This window comes from Bacillus cereus group sp. N12 (genome assembly GCF_016483575.1).
Lineage (GTDB): Bacteria > Bacillota > Bacilli > Bacillales > Bacillaceae_G > Bacillus_A > Bacillus_A toyonensis.
Map to the genome: position 1 here is coordinate 1 of NZ_JAEHBO010000085.1, position 20371 is coordinate 20371.

Here is a 20371-nt window from a genome sequence, read left to right on the forward strand (position 1 = left end):
ACGTAATACCGTCCGCTAACGCAAGGCGACCTTCTGCATCTGTATTTAATACTTCAATTGTTTTTCCGCTCATAGATGTAATTACATCGTCTGGCTTAAATGCTGTACCACTTACAACGTTATCAGTTGATGGAATAACAGCGATCACATTTTGCTCTGGGCGAAGTTCACCGATAATTTCCATCGCACCTAATACAGCAGCAGCACCGCCCATATCACCTTTCATACCGACCATGCCTTCACGTGGTTTTAAAGAATAACCACCTGTATCGTATGTGATTCCTTTTCCAACAAATCCAATGACATCTGTCCACTCTTCTTTTCCTTTATAAATAAGAGCAATCATTTTTGGCGGCTCTGTACTACCTTGGTTTACTGCAAGTAACGCACCCATACCAAGATCTTCCATCTCTTCTTTCTCAAGAACTTTATAATCCATATCATACTTTTCCGCTAACTCAACAGCATACTCAGCAAGCTTCGTCGCTGTTAATACGTTTGGCGGCATATTTACAAGTGTACGAGCCGAATTTGTTGCGCGTCCATGCACGTAGCCAACTGTTAATGCAGCTTCAATTTCCTGTGCATCTTCCGCTGTAATAGCCGTGAACTTCTCTAACTCTACACGATCCTTTTTATCTGATTTATACGTTTGTAATTCATATGTACCAAGACCTTGTACTTCTGCCGCTATATGAGCTACATCAATCACATCTAATTTCTCTGTTACGAAAGAATCAAGTAAGATTGCTGCATCTTGTACTTTTGCTGCCTGTAACGTTTTAAACGCCTTACCAAGAGCCGCACGTAACGTTTCTGTCGTATAAGATTCTTTCTTTCCTAAACCGACGAAGTAATAGCGTTTTACATTTGTTTTTCCTAAACTATGTACTTTTGAAATAGCTTTCTTCTTAGTAGAAAGTTCTTTCTCTTCTAATAAAACTTGTAATTGCCCTTCAAACGCTTTGTCCAGTTCTTGTACAAAACTACTCGTTTTCTCTTCTTCAAATAAGGCAACAATTACCGCTTCATGACCTGCTAATTCTTTTTGTACTTGAAACATGTTCAGACCCCCTAAATTTCTCTACTCTGCCTTTATTATAACTTTATTTTCGATAAAATGCGACAATTCTAACTTCTGTTACATCCTATATAAAGTGAACCTTTAACCAGTGGTGTTTTTCTTCATCCCCCACTGATCATTAGCCTTCACCAATCGGGCTTTTACGGGCCACAAATAGCGGGGTAATCCATCTTTCTTCCATTTCTTCTATGATCAAATAAAAAAGTCTAGCGTAATTACCACTAGACTATCTTTGTTTTAAATATTGGCCACGAAACACTTGCATCGTTTCGTCTTCATTTAACATCGTTAACTCTTCTTCTGTAAACTTACCATTTCCTACCTTAACTACATATACATTTACTTTTTTCTTACCCCATTGGCTATAAACATCTTTCACCGTATCATAATATAAATCAAGACGATTTCCTTTTATAGCACCGCCCTTATCAGCGACAACCCCATATCCGTAATCTGGCACGAATAAAATCGTTCCAATCGGGAATACACGTAAATCCGCAGCGATTGTAGAATATAAATCCCTTTTCGCTTTAACACCTGAATATGTAATACCATACTCTGGATGTCCTGGACTCTTACCAGTTGACTCCACTCCTGACGTATAACCAGTTGCAGTCATTTCAATTGAACGATATTTAGACCAGTCGTTTGCCTGCTCTAAAGCATTTATCACTTCTTTACTCGGAGCAACATTTCTCTTAACTTCTGCTGCATGTACTTCTTTTGCACTCGTTCCCTCATACTTCTTTACAATCTCTAATAAAGAAACTCCTGTGAAAGCATTCCATGTTACGCATAATGCGGATACAAGTAAACAAGTCATCATAATGCGAATACAATATCGTTTTAACATTTTTATATTCCACACTCCTTCATCGTTAATCATTCCCTATACGATGAAGGAATATGCAAAAAAATAATCTCCAAATTGATTGGAGATTAAAACATTTGATATCCACTCTTTCGAAGTTTCTTAATTACGATTCCTGCCAAAGCAGCACCTACTAATCCAGTAGATAAAATAAACATATCGGCTTGTCCTAAATGCGATACACTTTTCCCAAATGAAGAAAATGTTTCTTTCGGCTTTGAAAAATAATCCCACACACTCGCTTTATTAATAATAAGCATACAAACAATCGGATACACAATAACCATTACCCATGTAGCTCGCAAAATCATGTTGAGTAAAAATCCAATTCCAAAAAACAAAATAAAGAATAACATCATTGAAATAAGTAGTACCGGTATACTCACTCTTTCTCCCTCTCCTTCGCATGCGCCGTAAATACGTGATAGGCTGTATAACCAAATTGCTCTCCTGGATTTAATGTTTTGTCCATTTCAAGATGTAGTTCTGATCTTCTTTCTAGCAAATATTTAATAAGTACAGACGTATTGGGATCGTCAGCAATCGTCTCTGGATGTAAAAATGCTACTTCAGACAATTCCTTCTCCTGTACAATAATATTTTCCCCTTCAGGCTCCAAAAGGAAAATAATCATATTATCACTAATTTCATTACGAATAACGCCCGACCGAATACCTATAATCCCCTTCACATGAGCGACAATACCTGTCTCTTCTAATACTTCACGTTTCACAGCTTCATCAACCGTCTCACCTTCATTTACAAAACCAGCTGGCAAAGACCATTTCCCCTTTAATCCACTGTATTTTTTCTTAACAAATAGCCACCTGCCATCTTTTGTAGCTACTAAACCACTAACAGCTAACCACACTTTCCCTCGTTTCTCCATGATGTAATAACCTCCTCCACCTGAACGGACAGAATATTCTTTCTTTTTTATATATTATACTATATTTTTAATATGAAAAAAGCAGAAACAGCTCTTAGCCGTTTCTGCTTTTTCTATTATATATTAAAAGAACTTTAATTTACCTTTTTTAAGAACTAATAAAGGTCCACCTAATAAGAATAGGTAACGGTTATCAATTACTTTCTTCATGAAGGAAGCTTTCCAACCTGTTAACTTTTTACCCATAACAACGCCCATTGCATCGTCATGCCCTAAAGAACATACAGATCCTTTATTGTCGAATGCGAATTTTTTCATTTCGCCCTTACCACGAACTAACACAGTTAAGTTATGTGCAATGTTGTAACCTTGTTGAATTGCAATTTGTGCTGTTGGTGGATATGGACGGTTAATTTCTTCGTTAATGATTAACGCTGCATCACCAACCATGAATACATCTTCGTATCCTGGAGCGTGCATGTACTCATCGACTTTTACACGTCCGCGCATTGCTTCAAAGCCAGACTCTTCCACAATACCGTTACCACGAACACCTGCAGCCCAAACTACTGTTTCAGACTTAATTAATTCAGTGTCATCGCCATTCGCAACGATAATACCTTCTTCAGTTGCTTCTTTAATTGCTGTACCGATGCGGAATTCTACACCTTTTTTCTCAAGTTGTTTTACAGCGTATTCTACTAACGCTGGATCGAAACCTGGAAGTGCTGTTGGAGCAGCTTCTACACAGATGATACGTGCTTTTTCACGTGGTACATTGTACTCTTTGCAAAGTTCAGGAACACGGTTTGCAAGCTCACCTACGTACTCGATACCAGTAAATCCAGCACCACCAACAACGATTGTTACTAACTCATCGCGTTGTTCAGTTGCATATTTAGCGAAACTAGCTTCCATATGCTCACGAATTTCACGAGTTGCATTAATGTTAGCGATTGAGAATGCATGCTCTTTTAATCCTGTAATTCCGAATGTTTCTGATTCGAAACCAAGACCAATTACTAAGTAGTCATACTCTAACTCGCTGTCTTTTAAGATAATGCGTTTTTCAGCAGCTTTAATTTCTACTACTGTATCTTGTACAAAGTTCACTTTATTTGTATCAATAACGTCTTGAATATCTAGACAGATTTTTTCATCTTGTAATGTACCAGCTGCGCTCTCGTGTAACCAAGTCGCTTGGTAGTGATAGCTGTTGTTGTTTACTAGCGTAATTTCAGCTTCATTTACAGATAATGCTTTTTGCAGACGAACAGTCGTAATCATCCCGCCATAACCTGCACCTAAAACTACGATTTTTGGAGTCTTCACCAAATCACAACCCTTTTCTTTATATAATAGTAATGAAAAATAATACCAAGTACTAAAAACTCTATTTGTCAAGAATGTGGAATTTATCACATTCTATATCGTAACAAAACGCAGTCAAAAAATCGTACGAATTTTGTCATAGAAATTTAACATAACACTTCCCTATATTAGTCGGTTTTATTCCATAATTCAAGCACCTAGCGAATTATCAATATTTTAAAATAACATAGCGTTTACAAGGGTTTTTCAGCCTTTTTTTCATGTATTTTCCTTTCTGTATATTTTATACAATGTAAAAAACATCTATGCGGAAACTTACTTATAATTCAGTCGTTTTCAGAAGTATTATGAACTGAAATATGCTATCATTTATTTGAAAGTATCATCATTTGCAGGATTTTCATGTACATATGAACAATATATGAAATCAATATCAAAATTCCATCTATAGGGGGAATGAAAGTGGCAGAAAATCAAAAAGTTTACGACATAACAATTATTGGTGGTGGTCCAACTGGACTTTTCACAGCATTTTATGGCGGTATGAGACAAGCAAGTGTAAAAATCATTGAAAGCTTACCTCAACTTGGAGGACAATTATCCGCACTCTACCCTGAAAAATACATTTATGATGTAGCTGGATTCCCAAAAGTGCGTGCACAAGAGTTAGTTGATAACTTAAAAGAGCAAATGAAGAAATTTGATCCAACAGTTTGCTTAGAAGAAGCTGTTGATACGCTTGAGAAACAAGCTGACGGTATATTTAAACTTGTTACGAATAAACAAACTCACTATTCTAAATCAGTCATTATTACTGCTGGTAATGGTGCTTTCCAGCCACGCCGCTTAGAATTAGAGGGGACCGCAAAATACGAAAAGAAAAACTTACATTATTTCGTTGATGATATGAATAAATTTGCTGGCAAGCGTGTTGTTGTATTTGGCGGCGGCGACTCAGCAGTAGACTGGACGATGATGTTAGAACCGATTGCTGACAAAGTTACAATCGTTCATCGCCGTGATAAATTCCGCGCACATGAACATAGCGTCGAAAGCTTAATGAATTCTCGTGCAGAAGTAAGCACACCGTACGTTCCAGTTGAACTCATTGGTGATGACAAAATTGAACAAGTCGTTCTTCAACACGTAAAAACAGAAGAAAAACTTATCATCGATGTTGATGATGTAATTGTAAACTACGGCTTCGTTTCTTCTCTTGGCCCAATTAAAAACTGGGGCTTAGATATACAAAAAAATAGCATTCTTGTGAATTCAAAAATGGAAACAAATATTCCTGGCATTTACGCTGCTGGTGACATTTGTACATATGAAGGAAAAGTAAAACTTATCGCTTGTGGATTTGGTGAAGCACCGACAGCAGTAAACAATGCAAAAGCTTACTTCGATCCAAACGCAAAACTTCAACCAATGCATAGCTCCAGTATGTTTTAATATAGAACTACGAAGAACCCTTTTCACATATGAAAGGGTTTCTTTTATATCTCCTCAAAAAAGTAACACTTTCTAAAAAGCTCTACTTCTCCCCAAAAACATGTTACACTAAAACAGAACAAACGTTCTTATTTAAAAGGAGGAATTTTCATGATTAACGAACCCATTATCGTAAAAAAAGAAGCTTTCCAAGCAATCGGTGTTTCTCTTACAACGACAAATGAAAAAGAGGCGTCTACTGAAGGAAAAATCCCAGGGCTTTGGAACAAATACTTCCAAGAACAAATGATGCATCACATCCCAAATCAACAAACAAAGGAAACGTTCGCTTTCTATTCAAACTACGAATCAGATGAAACTGGCACATATAAATTTACAATCGGTATGCCCGTTTCTTCATTAAAAGACGTTCCAGAAAATATGACAACTTTAACAATACCTGCCGCTACATATGCGGTATTTACATCGAGAAAAGGCCCAGTTTCTGAAGTCGTGTGCGAAGCTTGGGAATACATTTGGCAATGGTCGAAAGAAAACAAACGTGCTTTTACAACAGATTTCGAACTGTATGATGAAAAAGCGGTAGACCCAAATAATGTGCAAGTAGATATTTATATCGCATTAGCTTAAAGAAGATACTCTTTGGTATCTTCTTTTTTTGTCGTTAAATAGCTACTGGGCAAATACATTATTATTGTCTACAATGAGAAAGTGCAGTATAGAAATATTAGAAACTGTATAAAGTGAAACTATACTCAGTGGGGGTTTTTTTCATCCCCCACTGAGTATTAGCCTTCACCAATCGGACGTTTACGGGCAGTTGGTCTCCCACCTAACTTCTTTGCTCGAACCGAATTTTGAGGTGGGATTTTTACTGCCCGTTAACGCAGGATAAAACGATTGTTAATAGGTTTTTTAGTTTAAATTTGTCACATAGAAAGGAAGCAATATGGAGGAACTACAACAAAATAAAACTGCTTTAGAAGGAAGCGGAAAACCGTTATTAAAAAATACGAATTTCCTTTTTCTTTGGGCAGCTACTCTTTTTTCAAGCTTTGCTTTAGCCTTTTTTACTTTTTCACAAACGTGGTACATAGCAAAAACATTAAACCTTGAGGCTTCACTCGGTGTTGTTTTCGTAGCTCTTAGTGTTCCAAGGCTTATTTTTATGATTATCGGCGGCGCTGTAGCTGATAAATTCCCGAAAAAAAATATTATGTTTTACTCCAATATTATTCGAGCGATTCTTGTCGCAACCATTCTCACATGGTTCATCGTCGGTGATGTAACACTATATACATTTGCCTTATTCGCTTTATTCTTTGGACTTGCTGATGCTTTTTTCTGGTCCGCAGATGGATCTATTCTGCCAGAACTTGTAGAAAAAAGCCGCTTAACGCAGGCAAATTCACTTACACAAATGACGAATCAAGCGTCGGTTATCTTGGGCCCTGTACTTGGTGGAATTCTCATCAAATTTACGAACTATGAAACAATCTTTTCGATTACGATTTTACTACTGATCGTTGCGGCCATACTCGTTCAAAAAATACAATTTACGATGTCAGAGCAAAAAGATACCGACAAAGGCATGTTTACTTCTATTAAAGAAGGAATCTTATATGTAAAGGAATCACCATTCCTTTCAACTTTCCTTATTTGTAGCGCCTTTCTAAACTTATTTTTAATCGGTCCGATGCAAGTCGGTTTCCCGCTCTTCGTTAAAAATGTCCTGCACGGTGATTCACTTCAGTTCAGTTACTTAGAAGCTGCTGTTGGTGGTGGAATGGCGATAGGCGCTGTCATTGTCGGTTTAAAGAATATTAATCGTAGACGCGGCCTATTTTGCATTATCATGATGCTACTGTCTGGTATATTCTTCTTATCCATTAACTTTAGTACGGTACTTTGGCAGGCATTATTAGCTGGCATGTTTTACGGTATTACAATCGCAATGGCGATCGTTCCACTTATGGCAATGATTCAAGCAACTGTAAAAGAAGAGATGATGGGGCGTGTAATGAGTTTACTTATGCTATCATCAATGGGCTTTATCCCGCTCTCTTATGCATTCACATCCATTGCACTTGCAATAGGAATTCCAATCGTAACCGTTATGAAAAGCGGTGCAATCGCCGTTATCGTCTTCGTACTATTTGTAGCGATTCGTGTTCCAGTTGTAAGGAAATTCGATTAACAAGCAAGAGTCATGTATTATAAGCATGGCTCTTTTTTAAACGGATCAAATAGATGTACTCCCTTTCTCCTCCTTAATGCTGCTCCCCACTCTAATCCAACCTCAAAAAATAAATCTCGCACTGTACTGTACAAAAGTGCCCCAATATCTTTACGAATTTCCCCATATTTATGTGCCCTCACAACACTTTTCACGCGCCAAATGAAATTTCCGTTCACTTCTTCATCAGCTAATATTTGCTCTAATAAAACACCTTGCTCTAATAAGCCACTCTTTTTATACGCAAGTTCCACCTTACTCCAAAATATATTAATCTTCTTCGGATTACTTGTCATCGGCACCAGTGCGTATATAAAAGACTTCGGTATATCATGACGGCAATACGTTTCATCAAGCTCATACGTTATTTTTCTTTTCTCTTTTATTTGTGGAATGTTTTTAAAAAGAATTGTTTCCCCCTCATATTTTTGCTCATTTTTACTACAGCCAGCTGCATAATCCTCACTTTCACATGCGGACATTTTCATACGGTCATCCATGCGGTCAATTGCAGATATAAGAAAAATATATAAGTTCGCACTATACCCACCGCGCTTATGTCTTTCTTTTGTCGCAACACGCTTTATAATTCCTAGTTCCTCTAACTTTGCAACGGAGCGGCGTACTGTACGAATACTCTTTCCAACATTCGTCGCAATCGTCTCCATTAACGGACAAGCAACTCCTACTGTTTTCTGTTTCTCATTCACCGCATACTTTCCTAAAAAATGAATAATGGTAGCATCCGTTTTATTTAATTGAAATCGATAATATTTCAAAACTTGTTTTTGATATATATTAAACTCCTCTTTACTTCGAAATTCACTATATGGTTTCATTAAATTATATAAGCTTCCCATTCTTATCACCTCATTTATAAGTAAGAAGCAGGAAGAGAAATTGGCGTGATAGTTAATATTTCTTTATTGGAGATGAAAATATGATTGTAATTAGCGCTTGTTTAGGTGGTATCGCTTGTCGTTATGATGGGAATGACAATCTCGTTTCAAAAATAGAGGAACTTCTGCAAAAAGAAGATACAGTCCTCATTTGTCCTGAAGTATTAGGAGGACTACCGACGCCTCGTCCTTCCGCTGAAATTATTGGTGGGAATGGCGATGACGTTTTGGACGGAAAAGCGAAAGTGATGACAAAAGATGGAGAAGATGTCACAGAAGCTTTCGTAAATGGTGCTTATAAAGCATTAGAACAACTTAAAGACTTACACCCAGAATATATTATTTTAAAAGAACGTAGTCCATCTTGTGGTAGTTCTACAATTTACACTGGAGAATTTAACGGGAATAAAAAAACTGGTTATGGGGTAACAACTGCTTTATTCAAAAGACATGGATTTACAGTCATTTCAGAAGAGAATTTTGAGAATATAAAAAGGAATTGACCCTGTTCGTCAATTCCTTTTTTTTTCTTTCTTATTTTGCACCTAATTTTTCTTTAACTTTCGCTGGAAGCTCGTCTTTTTTCACTTCTTCCCAAGCTGTTACACCTTTTTTATCTGAATTGTATACGCGTAAGAATGCTTCTTTGCGAAGATTTTTTGGAGCTGTGAATTCCAATTCTTTTTCTTCTCCACCTTTATCGAATCCTTTTAATTTATACTCGAAATATTTATGTGGCTCTCCGTTATCAAACTTCTCATTTTTTTCAATTCCATCAGCTGTAACTTGAACATAATACTCATCTTTCCCCATACGGTTAATATCACAACCCACTAACAGGCTTGCGAATACAACTAAAATACTAAACAGTGCAATGTATCTTTTCATTTTCCTTCACCTCAAATGTTTTTTCTTATATTCTTATCTTAAAGCTCAGGCTTTAAAGAAGAAATTCAAAAACATGACATGAACATTACACTTTTGTAAGATAATAATTATTTCTTCACTTTAGAAATAGTCATTCCAACACCAATTGGAACGAGGACAGATTCTACCTTCGGATCAGTTGCTACTACTTCATTAAACTTCTTCATACACATCAGCCAACTTCTAATTATGCAAAAGACAAAAATCGTAAGAAAATAGATAAAAAATAATAATTCCTTACTCAACCAACTAGCGATTTCGTTTTCAATATGTGAAAAGGGATTTGTAAACGATGAATTGAATATATATTTATTATTTTCTAACTTTTGGCTGAAAGTTTTTTTATTACATAAATTTCATTATTTCCTAATTTAAAGTTTTCGAGGGGAGAAATAATATGAATCCTATTTTATTAGATGTTCCGTTACAAATAGAAACAGACAAACTCATTCTTCGAGCACCACTGCAAGCAGGTGAAGGGAATGTAGTACACGAAGCTATTAAAGATTCAATTATTGAATTAAAGCAATGGTTGTTTTTATTCCAGTCAATTCCTACTGTTGAAGAAACGGAAATTCTCTTGAGAAATGCGCATATAGATTTTTTGAAAAGAGAAAGCTTTCGCTATCTTATCTATCATAAGGAGACGAATAATTTTATCGGAACTGCTAGCCTTCACGCGATTGATTGGAAGGTTTCTAAATGTGAAATTGGATACTGGATTAACACCCAATTTAGTGGCAATGGATATATGACAGAAACAGTAAGTGCGTTAATAAACCTTGGATTTCAGTTATTCAAATTTAGAAGGATTGAAATACGATGTGAACGTAATAACACAAAAAGTCGTGCGATTCCTGAAAAACTAGGCTTTGAGCTTGAAGGGATATTACGCAATGAAGATGTTTCAGCTGACGGCAAACAACTAACTGATACCTGCATCTATGCAAAGATAAATTAGATTAAGACTTTAAAACTCGTTGCACAACATATCTTGAGGCTGATTTCTAAATTTAGAAGGTGGCTTTTTGATTTTTCACGACAAAAGAAAAGACCTCCTTAACGATTGTATTCCATCGCTAAAAAGGTCTTTCTCTATTTCTGCCAAAAACTTAGCACTCTTCCGGCTTACCAGCATTCGATGCTGTACGGAAAGATGATCCACATCCGCATGATGCGATTGCGTTTGGATTATCAATTGTGAATCCGCCGCCAAGCATCGATTGTTTATAATCAACTTTTACTCCTTTAACAATTGGAGCACTTTCTTTATCGATAACAAATTCAACACCAAAAAATTCAAGAACTGTGTCGTCTTCTTTTGGTTCTACTTCAAATCCTAAGCCGTAAGAAAGACCACTACATCCGCCGCCGTGTACAGCAAGGCGCACGTACTTCTCTCCATCTTCAGCATCTTTTAACATATCTTTAATTTGAAAAGCTGCTTGTTCTGTTACTTCAATCATGAAATACACCATCCTTTCTGTTCTCATTCTATTATACATCTTTACGCTTCTATCTTGTACTCATACACTCCGCGGCAAATTACTTCCGCAGGTCCTTTCATTAACACATTTCCTTCTTCTGTCCATGCAATCATTAAATCGCCGCCAGCTAAATGAACTGTAATCTCTTTACCACGTTCCAGCTTTCCATTTAAAATAGCAGCTACAACTGCAGCACATGCTCCTGTCCCGCAAGCTTGTGTTACACCAGATCCACGTTCCCAAACACGGAAGTTCATCTCGTCATCATTCAAAATTTCGATAAATTCAACATTTACTCGCTCTGGGAACATTTCATGTGTCTCAAGGACTGGTCCAAGTGTTGTAAGTGGCGCTTTTTTTACATCATCAACAAAAATAACCGCATGCGGATTCCCCATTGAAACAGCTGTAAATGCATAACGATGATTATTGTATAAGAAGTTTTCACGAATAAACGGTGTTTCACCTTCACCAAGCATCGGGATTTCTGCACGTGTTAAACGTGGTGCTCCCATATCGATTTTTGCTAATGTAACTACACCATCTTCTACCGTTACTTCAGCCGTTACAATTCCGGCTAACGTTTCAATTGCGAAAACTGTTTCTTCTACTAGTTTATGCTCATACGCATATTTCGCTACGCAGCGTAAACCGTTGCCGCAGCTCTTCCCTTCTGAACCATCGTTATTAAACATGCGCATTTTCACCGGAGCTACGTCAGAAGGACAAATTAAAATCATTCCATCTGCCCCAATACCAGTATTAATATTTGAAACTTTTTCCGCCACAAGAGCTAAATCTTCTTCAAGAATTTGTTCCTCAAACATATTTACATATATATAACTATTGCCAAGACCATGCATTTTTGTAAAAGAAAATTGGCTCATTTGTATTCACTCCAAAAATAATTTGTTATTTTAAGTATAGAATGCATGCTTTTAGAACACAATATGAATGTCCCCCGTTTCTCATATTTGACAACATTTGGCGATGAGCCATTCTTGCACAAATTGTGTAGGAAAAAAGCCCTTCTAAAAGGGCCTTTTTTTTATTTATATTCCGTATTATCCTACCCTGCGAAATAATATTTTATCTAATGGAAAAAGGTGCTGCCCATTCGCAACACCTTAAAACATTGGATTTTCATCCAAATACTCATATACATTATTAACAAGCTCTTCTACTGTCGATCCCTGTACTACTTCACCATTCACAAGGGCAAATGGGCCTTCAAAACAAATACCACAATATCCTAAACATCCATACTCCATTACATCTAAATTCGGATCTTTTTCTAATTTCTCTAAAGCTGCTTGTGAACCACTCGCGAGGTTACCTACACAAAATTCAATTAACGGTTTAATCAAAATTCTCCCCCCTGTACTACAAAACAAATTACCTTCTGACTTCATCTATAAGAAGAAAACTAAGCTGTTTCTTGTTGTTTTCATTACACTTACTAAACTATTCAATTCCTTCACTGTTTCACTTCAAAGCAAATATTCTTTTCTATATAAATATATTCACAACACTGCTTTTCGGCCTTCATAATGAAATAGTAACTAGAAAAGGAAAACAGTTTACTTTACTTTTCTTCTTATTGTACAACAGAGTATTCATTCATGCATTGTTATTTGTTCACAAATTCGATATAATTTGATTGAGTAAAGTCGAAATATTTTATTAATATAAAATTTTAGGATTAGGGGACATTTCAACAGAAAAGGGGTAATCCATCATGAAACACCTCGTAATACTAGGTGGTGGCTACGGTGGAATGAGAATTCTGCAACGGCTACTTCCAAGCAACCAACTTCCAGATGATGTACAGGTGACATTAATCGACAAAGTACCATACCATTGTTTCAAAACTGAATATTATGCATTAGTAGCGGGTACAATTTCAGAAACGCATATTCGCATACCGTTTCCTGAGCACCCACGCCTCAATATTCAATACGGCACAATAACAAATATTGATCTCGAAGAAAAAGCTGTTCATCTTGATGGCGGTGAAGCAATCCAATATGATGATTTAATTATCGGACTTGGCTGTGAAGATAAATATCATAACGTTCCTGGGGCAAAGGAATATACACACAGTCTACAATCAATTGAACAAACACGTAAGACATATGAACAATTAAATGGCCTAGAACCGAATGCTACAGTTGCTGTCGTTGGTGCTGGCTTAAGTGGCGTTGAAGTAGCAAGTGAACTTCGTGAGAGCCGTTCTGATTTAAAAATCTATTTATTTGATAGAAAAGATAGAATTTTATTCCCATATCCAGAGAAATTAAGTAGATATGTAGAAGAATGGTTTATAAAACATAACGTTACCATTATACGAAACTCTAACATTACCAAAGTCGAACCAAATATTGTGTACAACCACGATGAACCTCTTGCATGTGATGCAATCGTCTGGACAGCTGGTATTCAAGCAAATGAAGTTGTTCGAAACCTTCCGGTTGAACAAGATGGTAGCGGACGGGTTGTTTTAACAAAATATCACAATATTCCAAATGACGAGCACGTTTACGTTGTAGGAGATTGTGCAGCACTTCCACACGCACCATCTGCTCAACTTGCTGAAGGTCAAGGAGAACAAATTGTCCAAATATTATTAAAACGTTGGAATAATGAACCACTTCCTGATGAACTACCTGTTATTAAATTAAAAGGTGTTCTCGGTTCCCTCGGCAAAAAACACGGATTTGGTTTACTAGCAAACCAACCATTAATGGGACGTGTACCGAGATTATTAAAATCCGGTCTTCTTTGGATGTATAAATATCATAACGGTTAATACTTTACGAGCTGTCTACTATGTAGGCAGCCTCTTTTCATCAGTTGAAAAAAATTTTTTCATAAACAGAAATTATCAGAAATATTTTTCTCAATATTTATTCACAAAATTTTCTATTTTTATATTAAAAACTATTGATGAAAAGTGTATGCTATTTGTAAGTTGTTTTTATTATTTCCTTTAAGACCGAATTCATTCGGTCTTATTTTTTATGTGATAAATACTTTTATAGGAGGCATTACATTTCACTTATGAACTTGACGAAACTACACGATCGAATAGAAGCGAAGAAGAAAGAATTGATCTATCTCGTTGAAATGTACGGATTCACTCATGATAAAGTAATTTCTTTCAGTCAAGAATTAGATTGTTTACTTAACTTATTAATAAAACTCAAGACGAAGAAAAAACGTTGCTCTTTATAACCTTATTTTTCTATTTCTCTCTCTTTTTTGATACGATATAACTAGAATCAGAAAGGAGCAATTTATGTTTATATTAAAAAACGTTACATATAAAGATATACTACACATTCCTTATTTACAGATTCAAAAAGAGACAATCACTTGTATTATCGGTGAAAGTGGGAGCGGAAAGAGTACATTACTTCGCATGTTAAATGATTTACAATCTCCAACATCCGGTACAATTGAATATAACGGAAAACTAATTTCTGACTATCCCCCTATTCAATTACGACGTGACGTAGTCATGCTTGGGCAAACGCCACCTATTTTTGATGGAACGATTAAAGACAATCTCTTAATGGGACTTCGTCTTTCTGAAAAACCATTTCCAAATGATGATGTCCTGCGTAGCGCATTAATGACTGTTAGCTTAGAAAAAAATTTAGAAGACAACGCTGATTCCTTATCAGGTGGGGAAAAACAACGACTCGCTTTTGCACGTATCGTACTTATGGATTCACCGGTTTATTTATTAGATGAACCAACCTCGGCGCTAGATAGCGATACAGAACGCCGCGTTATGAAACAATTTACTACACTAGCAAGAGAAAAGAAAAAAACAGTTATCTTCATCACACACTCACAACAACTTCCAGAAGAAATTGCAGACGATATTATTGAAATTAGTAAAACAAACGGTGCAACTAGAAAGGAAGTGCTCTCAGTTGAAGGGCGTTATTGAACTCCAAATTTGGCAACTTGCCGCCGCATATATTTTTATTCTTATTTTAATGGGCCTTGTAAAATTAAAAGGGATTCCGCGTGAAAAACAAATTGCGCTCGCAACATTCCGTATGACGATTCAGCTCGTACTTGTTGCATATGTCCTTACATATGTATTTGAAAATAGTAATCCATTTTATACAATTGCCCTTATTACTTCTATTACTACCTTTGCAATTTTTAATATTTATAAACGAGTTAACATCCCAATGTCTAAAGAATTAAAACGAGTAGCCGCTCTTTCCATGGTTGCCGGATCAATTGGGCCACTTCTACTATTTATCTTTGTTATTATCGGTCATGACCCTTGGTATGCGCCCCAATATATCGTTCCGATTACAGGAATGTTAGTTGGAAATGCAATGACTGGTGTTTCTCTCGGTGCAAATACGTTCTTAAACAACATGAAATCGCAAAGAGGCCAAATCGAAGGAGCACTTATGCTCGGCGCAACACCGAAAGAAGCCGCTGCTCCGCTCATACGTGACGCTTTTGACTCTGCTATTTTACCAACGATCAACTCTATGGTCGGAATGGGGATTATAAGCTTACCAGGCATGATGACTGGTCAAATCTTATCTGGTGTATCACCATTTACAGCCATTCAATATCAAATCGCCATTATACTCGGTATTTCCGGAAGCACTGCCTTTGCTGTTATTATCTTCTTGCAGCTCGGATATAAAACGTTCTTTAATAAGCGGTGTCAGTTGAAAGAGGTTGACTATCGTGCGCGGTAAATGATTCACTGTTCAGGGTAAATGAAATGATATCGACTTACCGAAAAAAAATGATAATAAAAAAGAGGAGGCTACTCGCCTCCTCTTTTTACTTACGCCTTCTTAACGAATTGTGATTTTAACTTCATCGCTCCGAAACCGTCGATTTTACAATCAATATCGTGATCGCCATCAACTAGACGGATACTCTTTACTTTCGTACCGATTTTCACAACTGAAGAAGTTCCTTTTACTTTTAAATCTTTAATAACAGTAACAGCATCGCCGTCTTGAAGAACGTTTCCGTTCGCATCTTTTACAACTTTTGCACCATCATTATTTTCAGCTTCTGCTTCTTTGCCCCACTCATGAGCACATTCTGGACATACGAAAAGAACGCCATCCTCATACGTATATTCTGAATTACATTTTGGACAATTTGGTAAAGTAGCCATAAATTCATTTCCTCCGTTCATTATTTATACGTAAAAATCAAATTTGATGTTTACATGTCGATAAATAAAATTTGTATAGCATTTCTTTATAGTGCCATAGTCTTACGTTATTGACAAGCCTACCTCAAATTCTCATTTTTTATTGTATTTTACAAAATTTCAATTCGTATGGTGTTTACAATAAAAAAGAAGAACCTTCACAAGATTCTTCTTTTCAAAATGAATGAGTTCTCACTAGAACCCCCAACCATTCTCTTCAATATAAAATTGATACTCTTCTAACTCTTCTTCACTTAACTTCTTATTATTCTCATATACTTCTTGCCATTCAAAGTAACCTTCACTGAAATAAACAGCGAATTTAATTTTTACGTTTTTCTTCTCTGTATAGTCATAACCAGTAAACTCTACTACGTCATACTCTTTTTCTTTCTTCACGAACTTCCAAGTTGGATTATCAGTCATAACCTCTAAAGTAAATCCTTCATCACTTGAACGAACAACATTTTTAATATTCGGCTCAGTTGGTAAAAGAGAAAGTCCGAACATAGCTCCACCAAACACTATCCCCACTATAACTTGTAAACCAATCATACCAGCAGCACTAGCGCCGCCCTTTGATTGTAAGTAATACGCCTTCTTGTGATCCGGCATATCTTCTTCCTTATGTAAAACTCGAACAGCATGCTTATAATATAAACGGTTTCCTTGCCATCCAGTAAATATCATCATTCCTAATTGAAGAACTAAACTAACTGTTAAATAAATCCCATCTGGAATATCTATAAAAGGAGTTACAACGATACTAGGTACCGCCAATAACGTAAGTATAATAAATAACTTATACATTTTACGATAAGCTAACCAAAAAGTTGGGAAGAAAAAGGCTACCCAATTCCACGTATTCCCTTGTGCTGAATTTTCTACTTTTCCCCATTTAAAGTCATAATACGCCGTATTCTTTTGAACAATCTTATGTAACTTTTGTGGAGAAATTGTTTCTTGTAAAACAGTGTCTTTCACGTACATCATCCTTTTCTTATTTCTATATACAGGTATTGTATATGTACAAAAAGAAGGAATCTAACAAAAAGTACATATATTTCATAAAAACGAACGGAAATCGAATATATTCCGACAATTATCCGTTTATTGTTTCATTTTACTTTAAAATATATTAAAATACTTATGAATCATACGTTTAATACACTAAGTTAAATGTTTTGTATGTTCACAAAAAAAGATGCCCCAAGATCATTTGGACACATCCTACTCCTATTATATAAAATACTATTATGGTATGGTCCAACCTAAAATCTCGACTTAAAAGACTTCACAAGTTAACTTTCTACCATTTCAAACATATTTCCACTCACGCAACTAATGAATAATCTATTATTAACTTCTTCAATTGATACAATAAAATCTATTTCAACAACATTTTTAGGGAGTTTCATTATATTTTTTACTTCGCCACATTCAGCATCAAGTATTATTAATTCTAAATTTGAAGTAGCAATATAAATTTCCCCATCTTTATATAACAGAACCAATTATTGCATAATGTTTCACATGAAACTATCGACATTCCGGATTACCTTTCTACCATTTCCGACTGGTTTCAAACGTGGGCTTCTTATGAAAATTTAACAAAAATAAATATACATTCCATTACTCCGTTACTAGCCGTCGTTCCAATATTATAAGAAAAAGCGTTTCTGCTTCTTACCTGTTTTTCTTTCTACAAATTAAAACAGTACGAACAAGCTAATCCCTATTTACAGCAATATTTACATTGCTCTGTGCATCTTAATAACGAGAAAAAAGAAAAAGTATTCTTTCATGAAGTTGATATGTATATGAAAAAACTAGTAGAAAGCACAATGTACATTTACATTGTGCTTTCTACTAGTCCTTTATATTCCTCTTGTAACTTTTTAAATTGTTCTTCATACTTTTGCATCTTTACGGTATCCGTTTTCGAATTCAGGAATGGCCTTCTTCTTCCGGTCACCATTATATTTTTCCCGCCTATTGCATCGTTCATATATACATAAGGTTTAAAAAACTCACATTCCGTATATGGCAATGCTACAGATAATTTTGCATACTCTTGCACCTTAAATTGATTAGACAAGCTTAACTCCCTCAAATTTTTTAATTGTATTAAAGGTTCTAACGAATCATCTTTAACCTTTAAGTTCATAAGAGTAAGCTTTTTCAAATGCTGTAATTCAGCAAGCGGCTTTAAAGTTTGTACTTTCATCGCTGTATTTATCCCTCCGCCCATATAGAAGGTATTGAGTTGTGGACACTTACCTAAAGCACTTAAATCTTCTAGCTTAGAAAAATCATCAATTAGTAAAGATTTGAGTTGTTTATTATACGCGATATCCCATAACGTCTTCGCTTTTGTATTCCAGCATATATATAAATGTTGTAAATTAGATAATTTCTGAAGACTACTTAAATCCTCGACCCTCATTTCGTAAACATATAATATATCGGGACGAGCATACGTAAGAACATGCTCAAACTGCTTTTGATTTACTGCGAACACCCATAACTTCTTAACTTGTAAAGATGCTAGTCGTTCTATATTTTTTGTTTTCCCCTCAATCGCTAGCTCTTCTAAATTACCAGCTATACTTACTAAATCTTTCGTAATATTCGGCTGCTCACCAATCGGAAACATTTTATCCTCCTACAACTACCAAGTAATATTCATTTCTTCAAATGACGCTTTGCTCACTTCTAACCCTTCACTATCATCCGTCCCAATCATTGCTACTTCCTCTTTAGACAACTTAATTTTCTCGTTTGGATTTTGGATTTTTCTCTCATACACGAATTGTAAAAGTTCTATTTGTTCCGCTGTCAGTTCATACTCTTCTTCCAATCTTTCAATTGCTGATTCCGTATCAAGTAATGGAATTTCTAATAAAAATCCACCGTGCTCTTCCATCTCTTCAAATGGATCAATTGAATACGCACCGCTATCCTCAATCCAAAATGCAGTTGTAATAAAAGGAACTGTTTCGCCTTCTACTTCTTCTAATACGTATTGAAGTGCTTCCTCTTTCGCAATGTCTATTACTTCCGAAGGTGCCCCTTCAAAATAATTTGCCGCATCAATCCACTCTTCAATTCTCTCGCTATTCACATCTTGCAGACATACGATCGTATAATCCGGATGAAACGTAATTGTCCCTCTTCCGCCTTGACTATCTTGCATATTATAGTTAAATCCATCCCATGAACTTTCATGCGAGAAATCAGGAGCATGTGCTACAAAAATTGTATTTGCAATCGACTTTAAGATGCATCCTTTCCATAGTTGCTCTTTATCTATATGTAATTTACATTTACTCATCATCTTCCTCCATACACATATTTTTCTATTATCTTTCGATTTCTCATTTCTTGTAAAGTGATTTTTCATTATTTTAAAATAATAAAGCACCCTTTACATAAAGGATGCTTTTACATTCATCTACCATTTCTCTCTACACATCTCAATTAAGTGCAGCAAATACCTCTTCGTCATATCTGCCCTTCTCCACCTTGAGAGCATTCGCTTTTCTTTTGGATTTTGCCGTATTCTCGCTACTTCTTTTAATAAAAGCTCCCATTCCTCCGCTGAATGTTCTAATAAGTATTGCAATCCTCTATCTTTTGAAACGATTGTTTTATGATCCAGTGTATATAAAATACGGCCCATCGTAACGACAGCTGATTCTACCCACTCTTCTATAAAAAATAAATATGGCTGCTTCGCTTTTTCACTCCAGTACTGTTCTACGTTGTATTTCATCGTATTGACTACATCATTCCACCTTATTTGAAACGGAAGATCTTCCGTTTCTTTCCCGATAACTGTAATGCCTTGATTTTTTAATGTCCACCATGTGACCGCATTAATATCCCAATGACCTATATTCGCCTTACCATCTGCACAATACACGTACTCATTTATTTCATGATTGTATTTCCCTAAGTCAGCAAGCGGAATATACATACC

The 20371-nt window shown here is 35.9% G+C and carries 25 protein-coding genes and 2 pseudogenes; 10 read left to right on the plus strand and 17 right to left on the minus strand.

Translation table 11 applies throughout. From position 1 onward, the window contains the following. The 5 genes from pepA to JDS92_RS25560 all read right to left on the minus strand — a co-directional run. The coding region (gene pepA, locus JDS92_RS25540; RefSeq protein WP_199632711.1) for a cytosol aminopeptidase at positions 1 to 1063 on the minus strand (1063 nt) is incomplete at its 3' end. A 247-nt stretch (positions 1064 to 1310) separates the two neighbouring features. Then, the gene (locus JDS92_RS25545) at positions 1311 to 1937 is read right to left on the minus strand and encodes a 3D domain-containing protein (protein ID WP_002156546.1); all 627 of its coding nucleotides are present in this window, start codon (positions 1935 to 1937) and stop codon (positions 1311 to 1313) included. Between the two features lie 86 nt (positions 1938 to 2023). Further along, complete coding sequence (locus JDS92_RS25550) at positions 2024 to 2341, minus strand: YuiB family protein (protein WP_199632712.1); 318 nt, start codon at positions 2339 to 2341, stop codon at positions 2024 to 2026. Further along, on the minus strand, positions 2338 to 2844 hold the full coding sequence (locus JDS92_RS25555; RefSeq protein WP_000415305.1) for an NUDIX hydrolase: 507 nt from the start codon (positions 2842 to 2844) through the stop codon (positions 2338 to 2340). The genes JDS92_RS25550 and JDS92_RS25555 overlap by 4 nt, the downstream gene beginning before the upstream one ends. 123 nt (positions 2845 to 2967) lie before the next feature. After that, complete coding sequence (locus JDS92_RS25560; protein ID WP_000856621.1) at positions 2968 to 4176, minus strand: NAD(P)/FAD-dependent oxidoreductase; 1209 nt, start codon at positions 4174 to 4176, stop codon at positions 2968 to 2970. Between the two features lie 462 nt (positions 4177 to 4638). On the opposite strand from JDS92_RS25560, the gene JDS92_RS25565 reads away from it, so the two are divergent. The 3 genes from JDS92_RS25565 (at position 4639) to JDS92_RS25575 (ending at position 7825) form a co-directional block, all read left to right on the plus strand. Next, a complete protein-coding gene (locus tag JDS92_RS25565; protein WP_000829781.1) occupies positions 4639 to 5628 on the plus strand; it encodes an NAD(P)/FAD-dependent oxidoreductase in 990 nt (329 codons plus the stop codon). 150 nt (positions 5629 to 5778) lie between these two features. After that, positions 5779 to 6258: a GyrI-like domain-containing protein gene (locus JDS92_RS25570; protein WP_097957532.1), complete on the plus strand. Its 480-nt coding sequence runs from the start codon at positions 5779 to 5781 to the stop codon at positions 6256 to 6258. 319 nt (positions 6259 to 6577) lie between these two features. Beyond that, entirely contained in the window at positions 6578 to 7825 is a 1248-nt protein-coding gene (locus JDS92_RS25575; RefSeq protein ID WP_000391933.1) for an MFS transporter, read from the plus strand. A 17-nt stretch (positions 7826 to 7842) separates the two neighbouring features. Here JDS92_RS25575 and JDS92_RS25580 read toward each other — a convergent pair whose 3' ends face one another. Next, positions 7843 to 8724, minus strand: coding sequence for a helix-turn-helix domain-containing protein (locus JDS92_RS25580; RefSeq protein ID WP_199632713.1), 882 nt, complete (start codon positions 8722 to 8724; stop codon positions 7843 to 7845). Between the two features lie 80 nt (positions 8725 to 8804). Here JDS92_RS25580 and JDS92_RS25585 point away from each other — a divergent pair, with 80 nt between their 5' ends. Continuing rightward, on the plus strand, positions 8805 to 9266 hold the full coding sequence (locus JDS92_RS25585) for a 2-thiouracil desulfurase family protein (RefSeq protein WP_199632714.1): 462 nt from the start codon (positions 8805 to 8807) through the stop codon (positions 9264 to 9266). A gap of 31 nt (positions 9267 to 9297) precedes the next feature. On the opposite strand, the gene JDS92_RS25590 is transcribed toward JDS92_RS25585, so the two are convergent. Together JDS92_RS25590 and JDS92_RS25595 are read right to left on the minus strand one after the other, a co-directional pair. Beyond that, the gene (locus JDS92_RS25590; protein ID WP_000833133.1) at positions 9298 to 9651 is read right to left on the minus strand and encodes a YxeA family protein; all 354 of its coding nucleotides are present in this window, start codon (positions 9649 to 9651) and stop codon (positions 9298 to 9300) included. Positions 9652 to 9758: 107 nt separating this feature from the next. Continuing rightward, positions 9759 to 9863, minus strand: coding sequence for a hypothetical protein (locus tag JDS92_RS25595; protein ID WP_000335909.1), 105 nt, complete (start codon positions 9861 to 9863; stop codon positions 9759 to 9761). Between the two features lie 224 nt (positions 9864 to 10087). On the opposite strand from JDS92_RS25595, the gene JDS92_RS25600 reads away from it, so the two are divergent. Further along, positions 10088 to 10651, plus strand: a complete 564-nt coding sequence (locus JDS92_RS25600; protein WP_199632715.1) for a GNAT family N-acetyltransferase — start codon at positions 10088 to 10090, stop codon at positions 10649 to 10651. A gap of 151 nt (positions 10652 to 10802) precedes the next feature. Here JDS92_RS25600 and JDS92_RS25605 read toward each other — a convergent pair whose 3' ends face one another. From JDS92_RS25605 to JDS92_RS25615, 3 genes are all read right to left on the minus strand, one after another. Next, the gene (locus tag JDS92_RS25605; RefSeq protein WP_000573823.1) at positions 10803 to 11156 is read right to left on the minus strand and encodes a HesB/IscA family protein; all 354 of its coding nucleotides are present in this window, start codon (positions 11154 to 11156) and stop codon (positions 10803 to 10805) included. 41 nt (positions 11157 to 11197) lie between these two features. Then, positions 11198 to 12064, minus strand: coding sequence for a diaminopimelate epimerase (gene dapF, locus JDS92_RS25610; RefSeq protein WP_199632716.1), 867 nt, complete (start codon positions 12062 to 12064; stop codon positions 11198 to 11200). Between the two features lie 240 nt (positions 12065 to 12304). Next, positions 12305 to 12544, minus strand: coding sequence for a YuzB family protein (locus JDS92_RS25615; RefSeq protein WP_000595027.1), 240 nt, complete (start codon positions 12542 to 12544; stop codon positions 12305 to 12307). Between the two features lie 371 nt (positions 12545 to 12915). On the opposite strand from JDS92_RS25615, the gene JDS92_RS25620 reads away from it, so the two are divergent. The 4 genes from JDS92_RS25620 (at position 12916) to JDS92_RS25635 (ending at position 15916) form a co-directional block, all read left to right on the plus strand. Then, positions 12916 to 13986 carry an NAD(P)/FAD-dependent oxidoreductase gene (locus JDS92_RS25620; RefSeq protein WP_000682063.1) on the plus strand — a complete coding sequence of 357 codons (1071 nt, stop codon included), beginning with the start codon at positions 12916 to 12918 and terminating at the stop codon, positions 13984 to 13986. A gap of 251 nt (positions 13987 to 14237) precedes the next feature. Further along, positions 14238 to 14411, plus strand: a complete 174-nt coding sequence (locus JDS92_RS25625; protein WP_001054617.1) for an aspartyl-phosphate phosphatase Spo0E family protein — start codon at positions 14238 to 14240, stop codon at positions 14409 to 14411. A 64-nt stretch (positions 14412 to 14475) separates the two neighbouring features. Next, positions 14476 to 15135, plus strand: coding sequence for an ABC transporter ATP-binding protein (locus tag JDS92_RS25630; RefSeq protein ID WP_199632717.1), 660 nt, complete (start codon positions 14476 to 14478; stop codon positions 15133 to 15135). Then, complete coding sequence (locus JDS92_RS25635; RefSeq protein ID WP_199632718.1) at positions 15119 to 15916, plus strand: ABC transporter permease; 798 nt, start codon at positions 15119 to 15121, stop codon at positions 15914 to 15916. Before JDS92_RS25630 ends, JDS92_RS25635 begins: the two co-directional genes overlap by 17 nt. A 92-nt stretch (positions 15917 to 16008) precedes the next feature. Here the strand turns inward: JDS92_RS25635 and phnA are convergent, their stop codons facing one another. From phnA to JDS92_RS31620, 3 genes and pseudogenes are all read right to left on the minus strand, one after another. Then, positions 16009 to 16350, minus strand: a complete 342-nt coding sequence (gene phnA, locus JDS92_RS25640; protein ID WP_000212733.1) for an alkylphosphonate utilization operon protein PhnA — start codon at positions 16348 to 16350, stop codon at positions 16009 to 16011. A 234-nt stretch (positions 16351 to 16584) separates the two neighbouring features. Further along, entirely contained in the window at positions 16585 to 17379 is a 795-nt protein-coding gene (locus JDS92_RS25645) for a DUF2628 domain-containing protein (protein WP_199632719.1), read from the minus strand. A 311-nt stretch (positions 17380 to 17690) separates the two neighbouring features. Next, positions 17691 to 17900: pseudogene (locus JDS92_RS31620) on the minus strand (outer membrane protein assembly factor BamB family protein); the annotation flags it as partial. Between JDS92_RS31620 and JDS92_RS31080 the strand changes: the two are divergent. Then, a pseudogene (locus tag JDS92_RS31080) lies at positions 17895 to 18236 on the plus strand (DUF4304 domain-containing protein); the annotation flags it as partial. The pseudogenes JDS92_RS31620 and JDS92_RS31080 sit on opposite strands and share 6 nt — an antisense overlap. Before the next feature lie 5 nt (positions 18237 to 18241). On the opposite strand, the gene JDS92_RS25650 reads toward JDS92_RS31080, so the two are convergent. From JDS92_RS25650 to JDS92_RS25660, 3 genes are all read right to left on the minus strand, one after another. Then, positions 18242 to 19045 (minus strand): leucine-rich repeat domain-containing protein, encoded by an 804-nt coding sequence (locus tag JDS92_RS25650; RefSeq protein WP_087969446.1) that lies wholly within the window; start codon positions 19043 to 19045, stop codon positions 18242 to 18244. Between the two features lie 15 nt (positions 19046 to 19060). Continuing rightward, positions 19061 to 19723 carry a hypothetical protein gene (locus JDS92_RS25655; protein WP_199632720.1) on the minus strand — a complete coding sequence of 221 codons (663 nt, stop codon included), beginning with the start codon at positions 19721 to 19723 and terminating at the stop codon, positions 19061 to 19063. 120 nt (positions 19724 to 19843) lie between these two features. Next, the coding region (locus JDS92_RS25660) for an aminoglycoside adenylyltransferase domain-containing protein (RefSeq protein ID WP_199632721.1) at positions 19844 to 20371 on the minus strand (528 nt) is incomplete at its 5' end.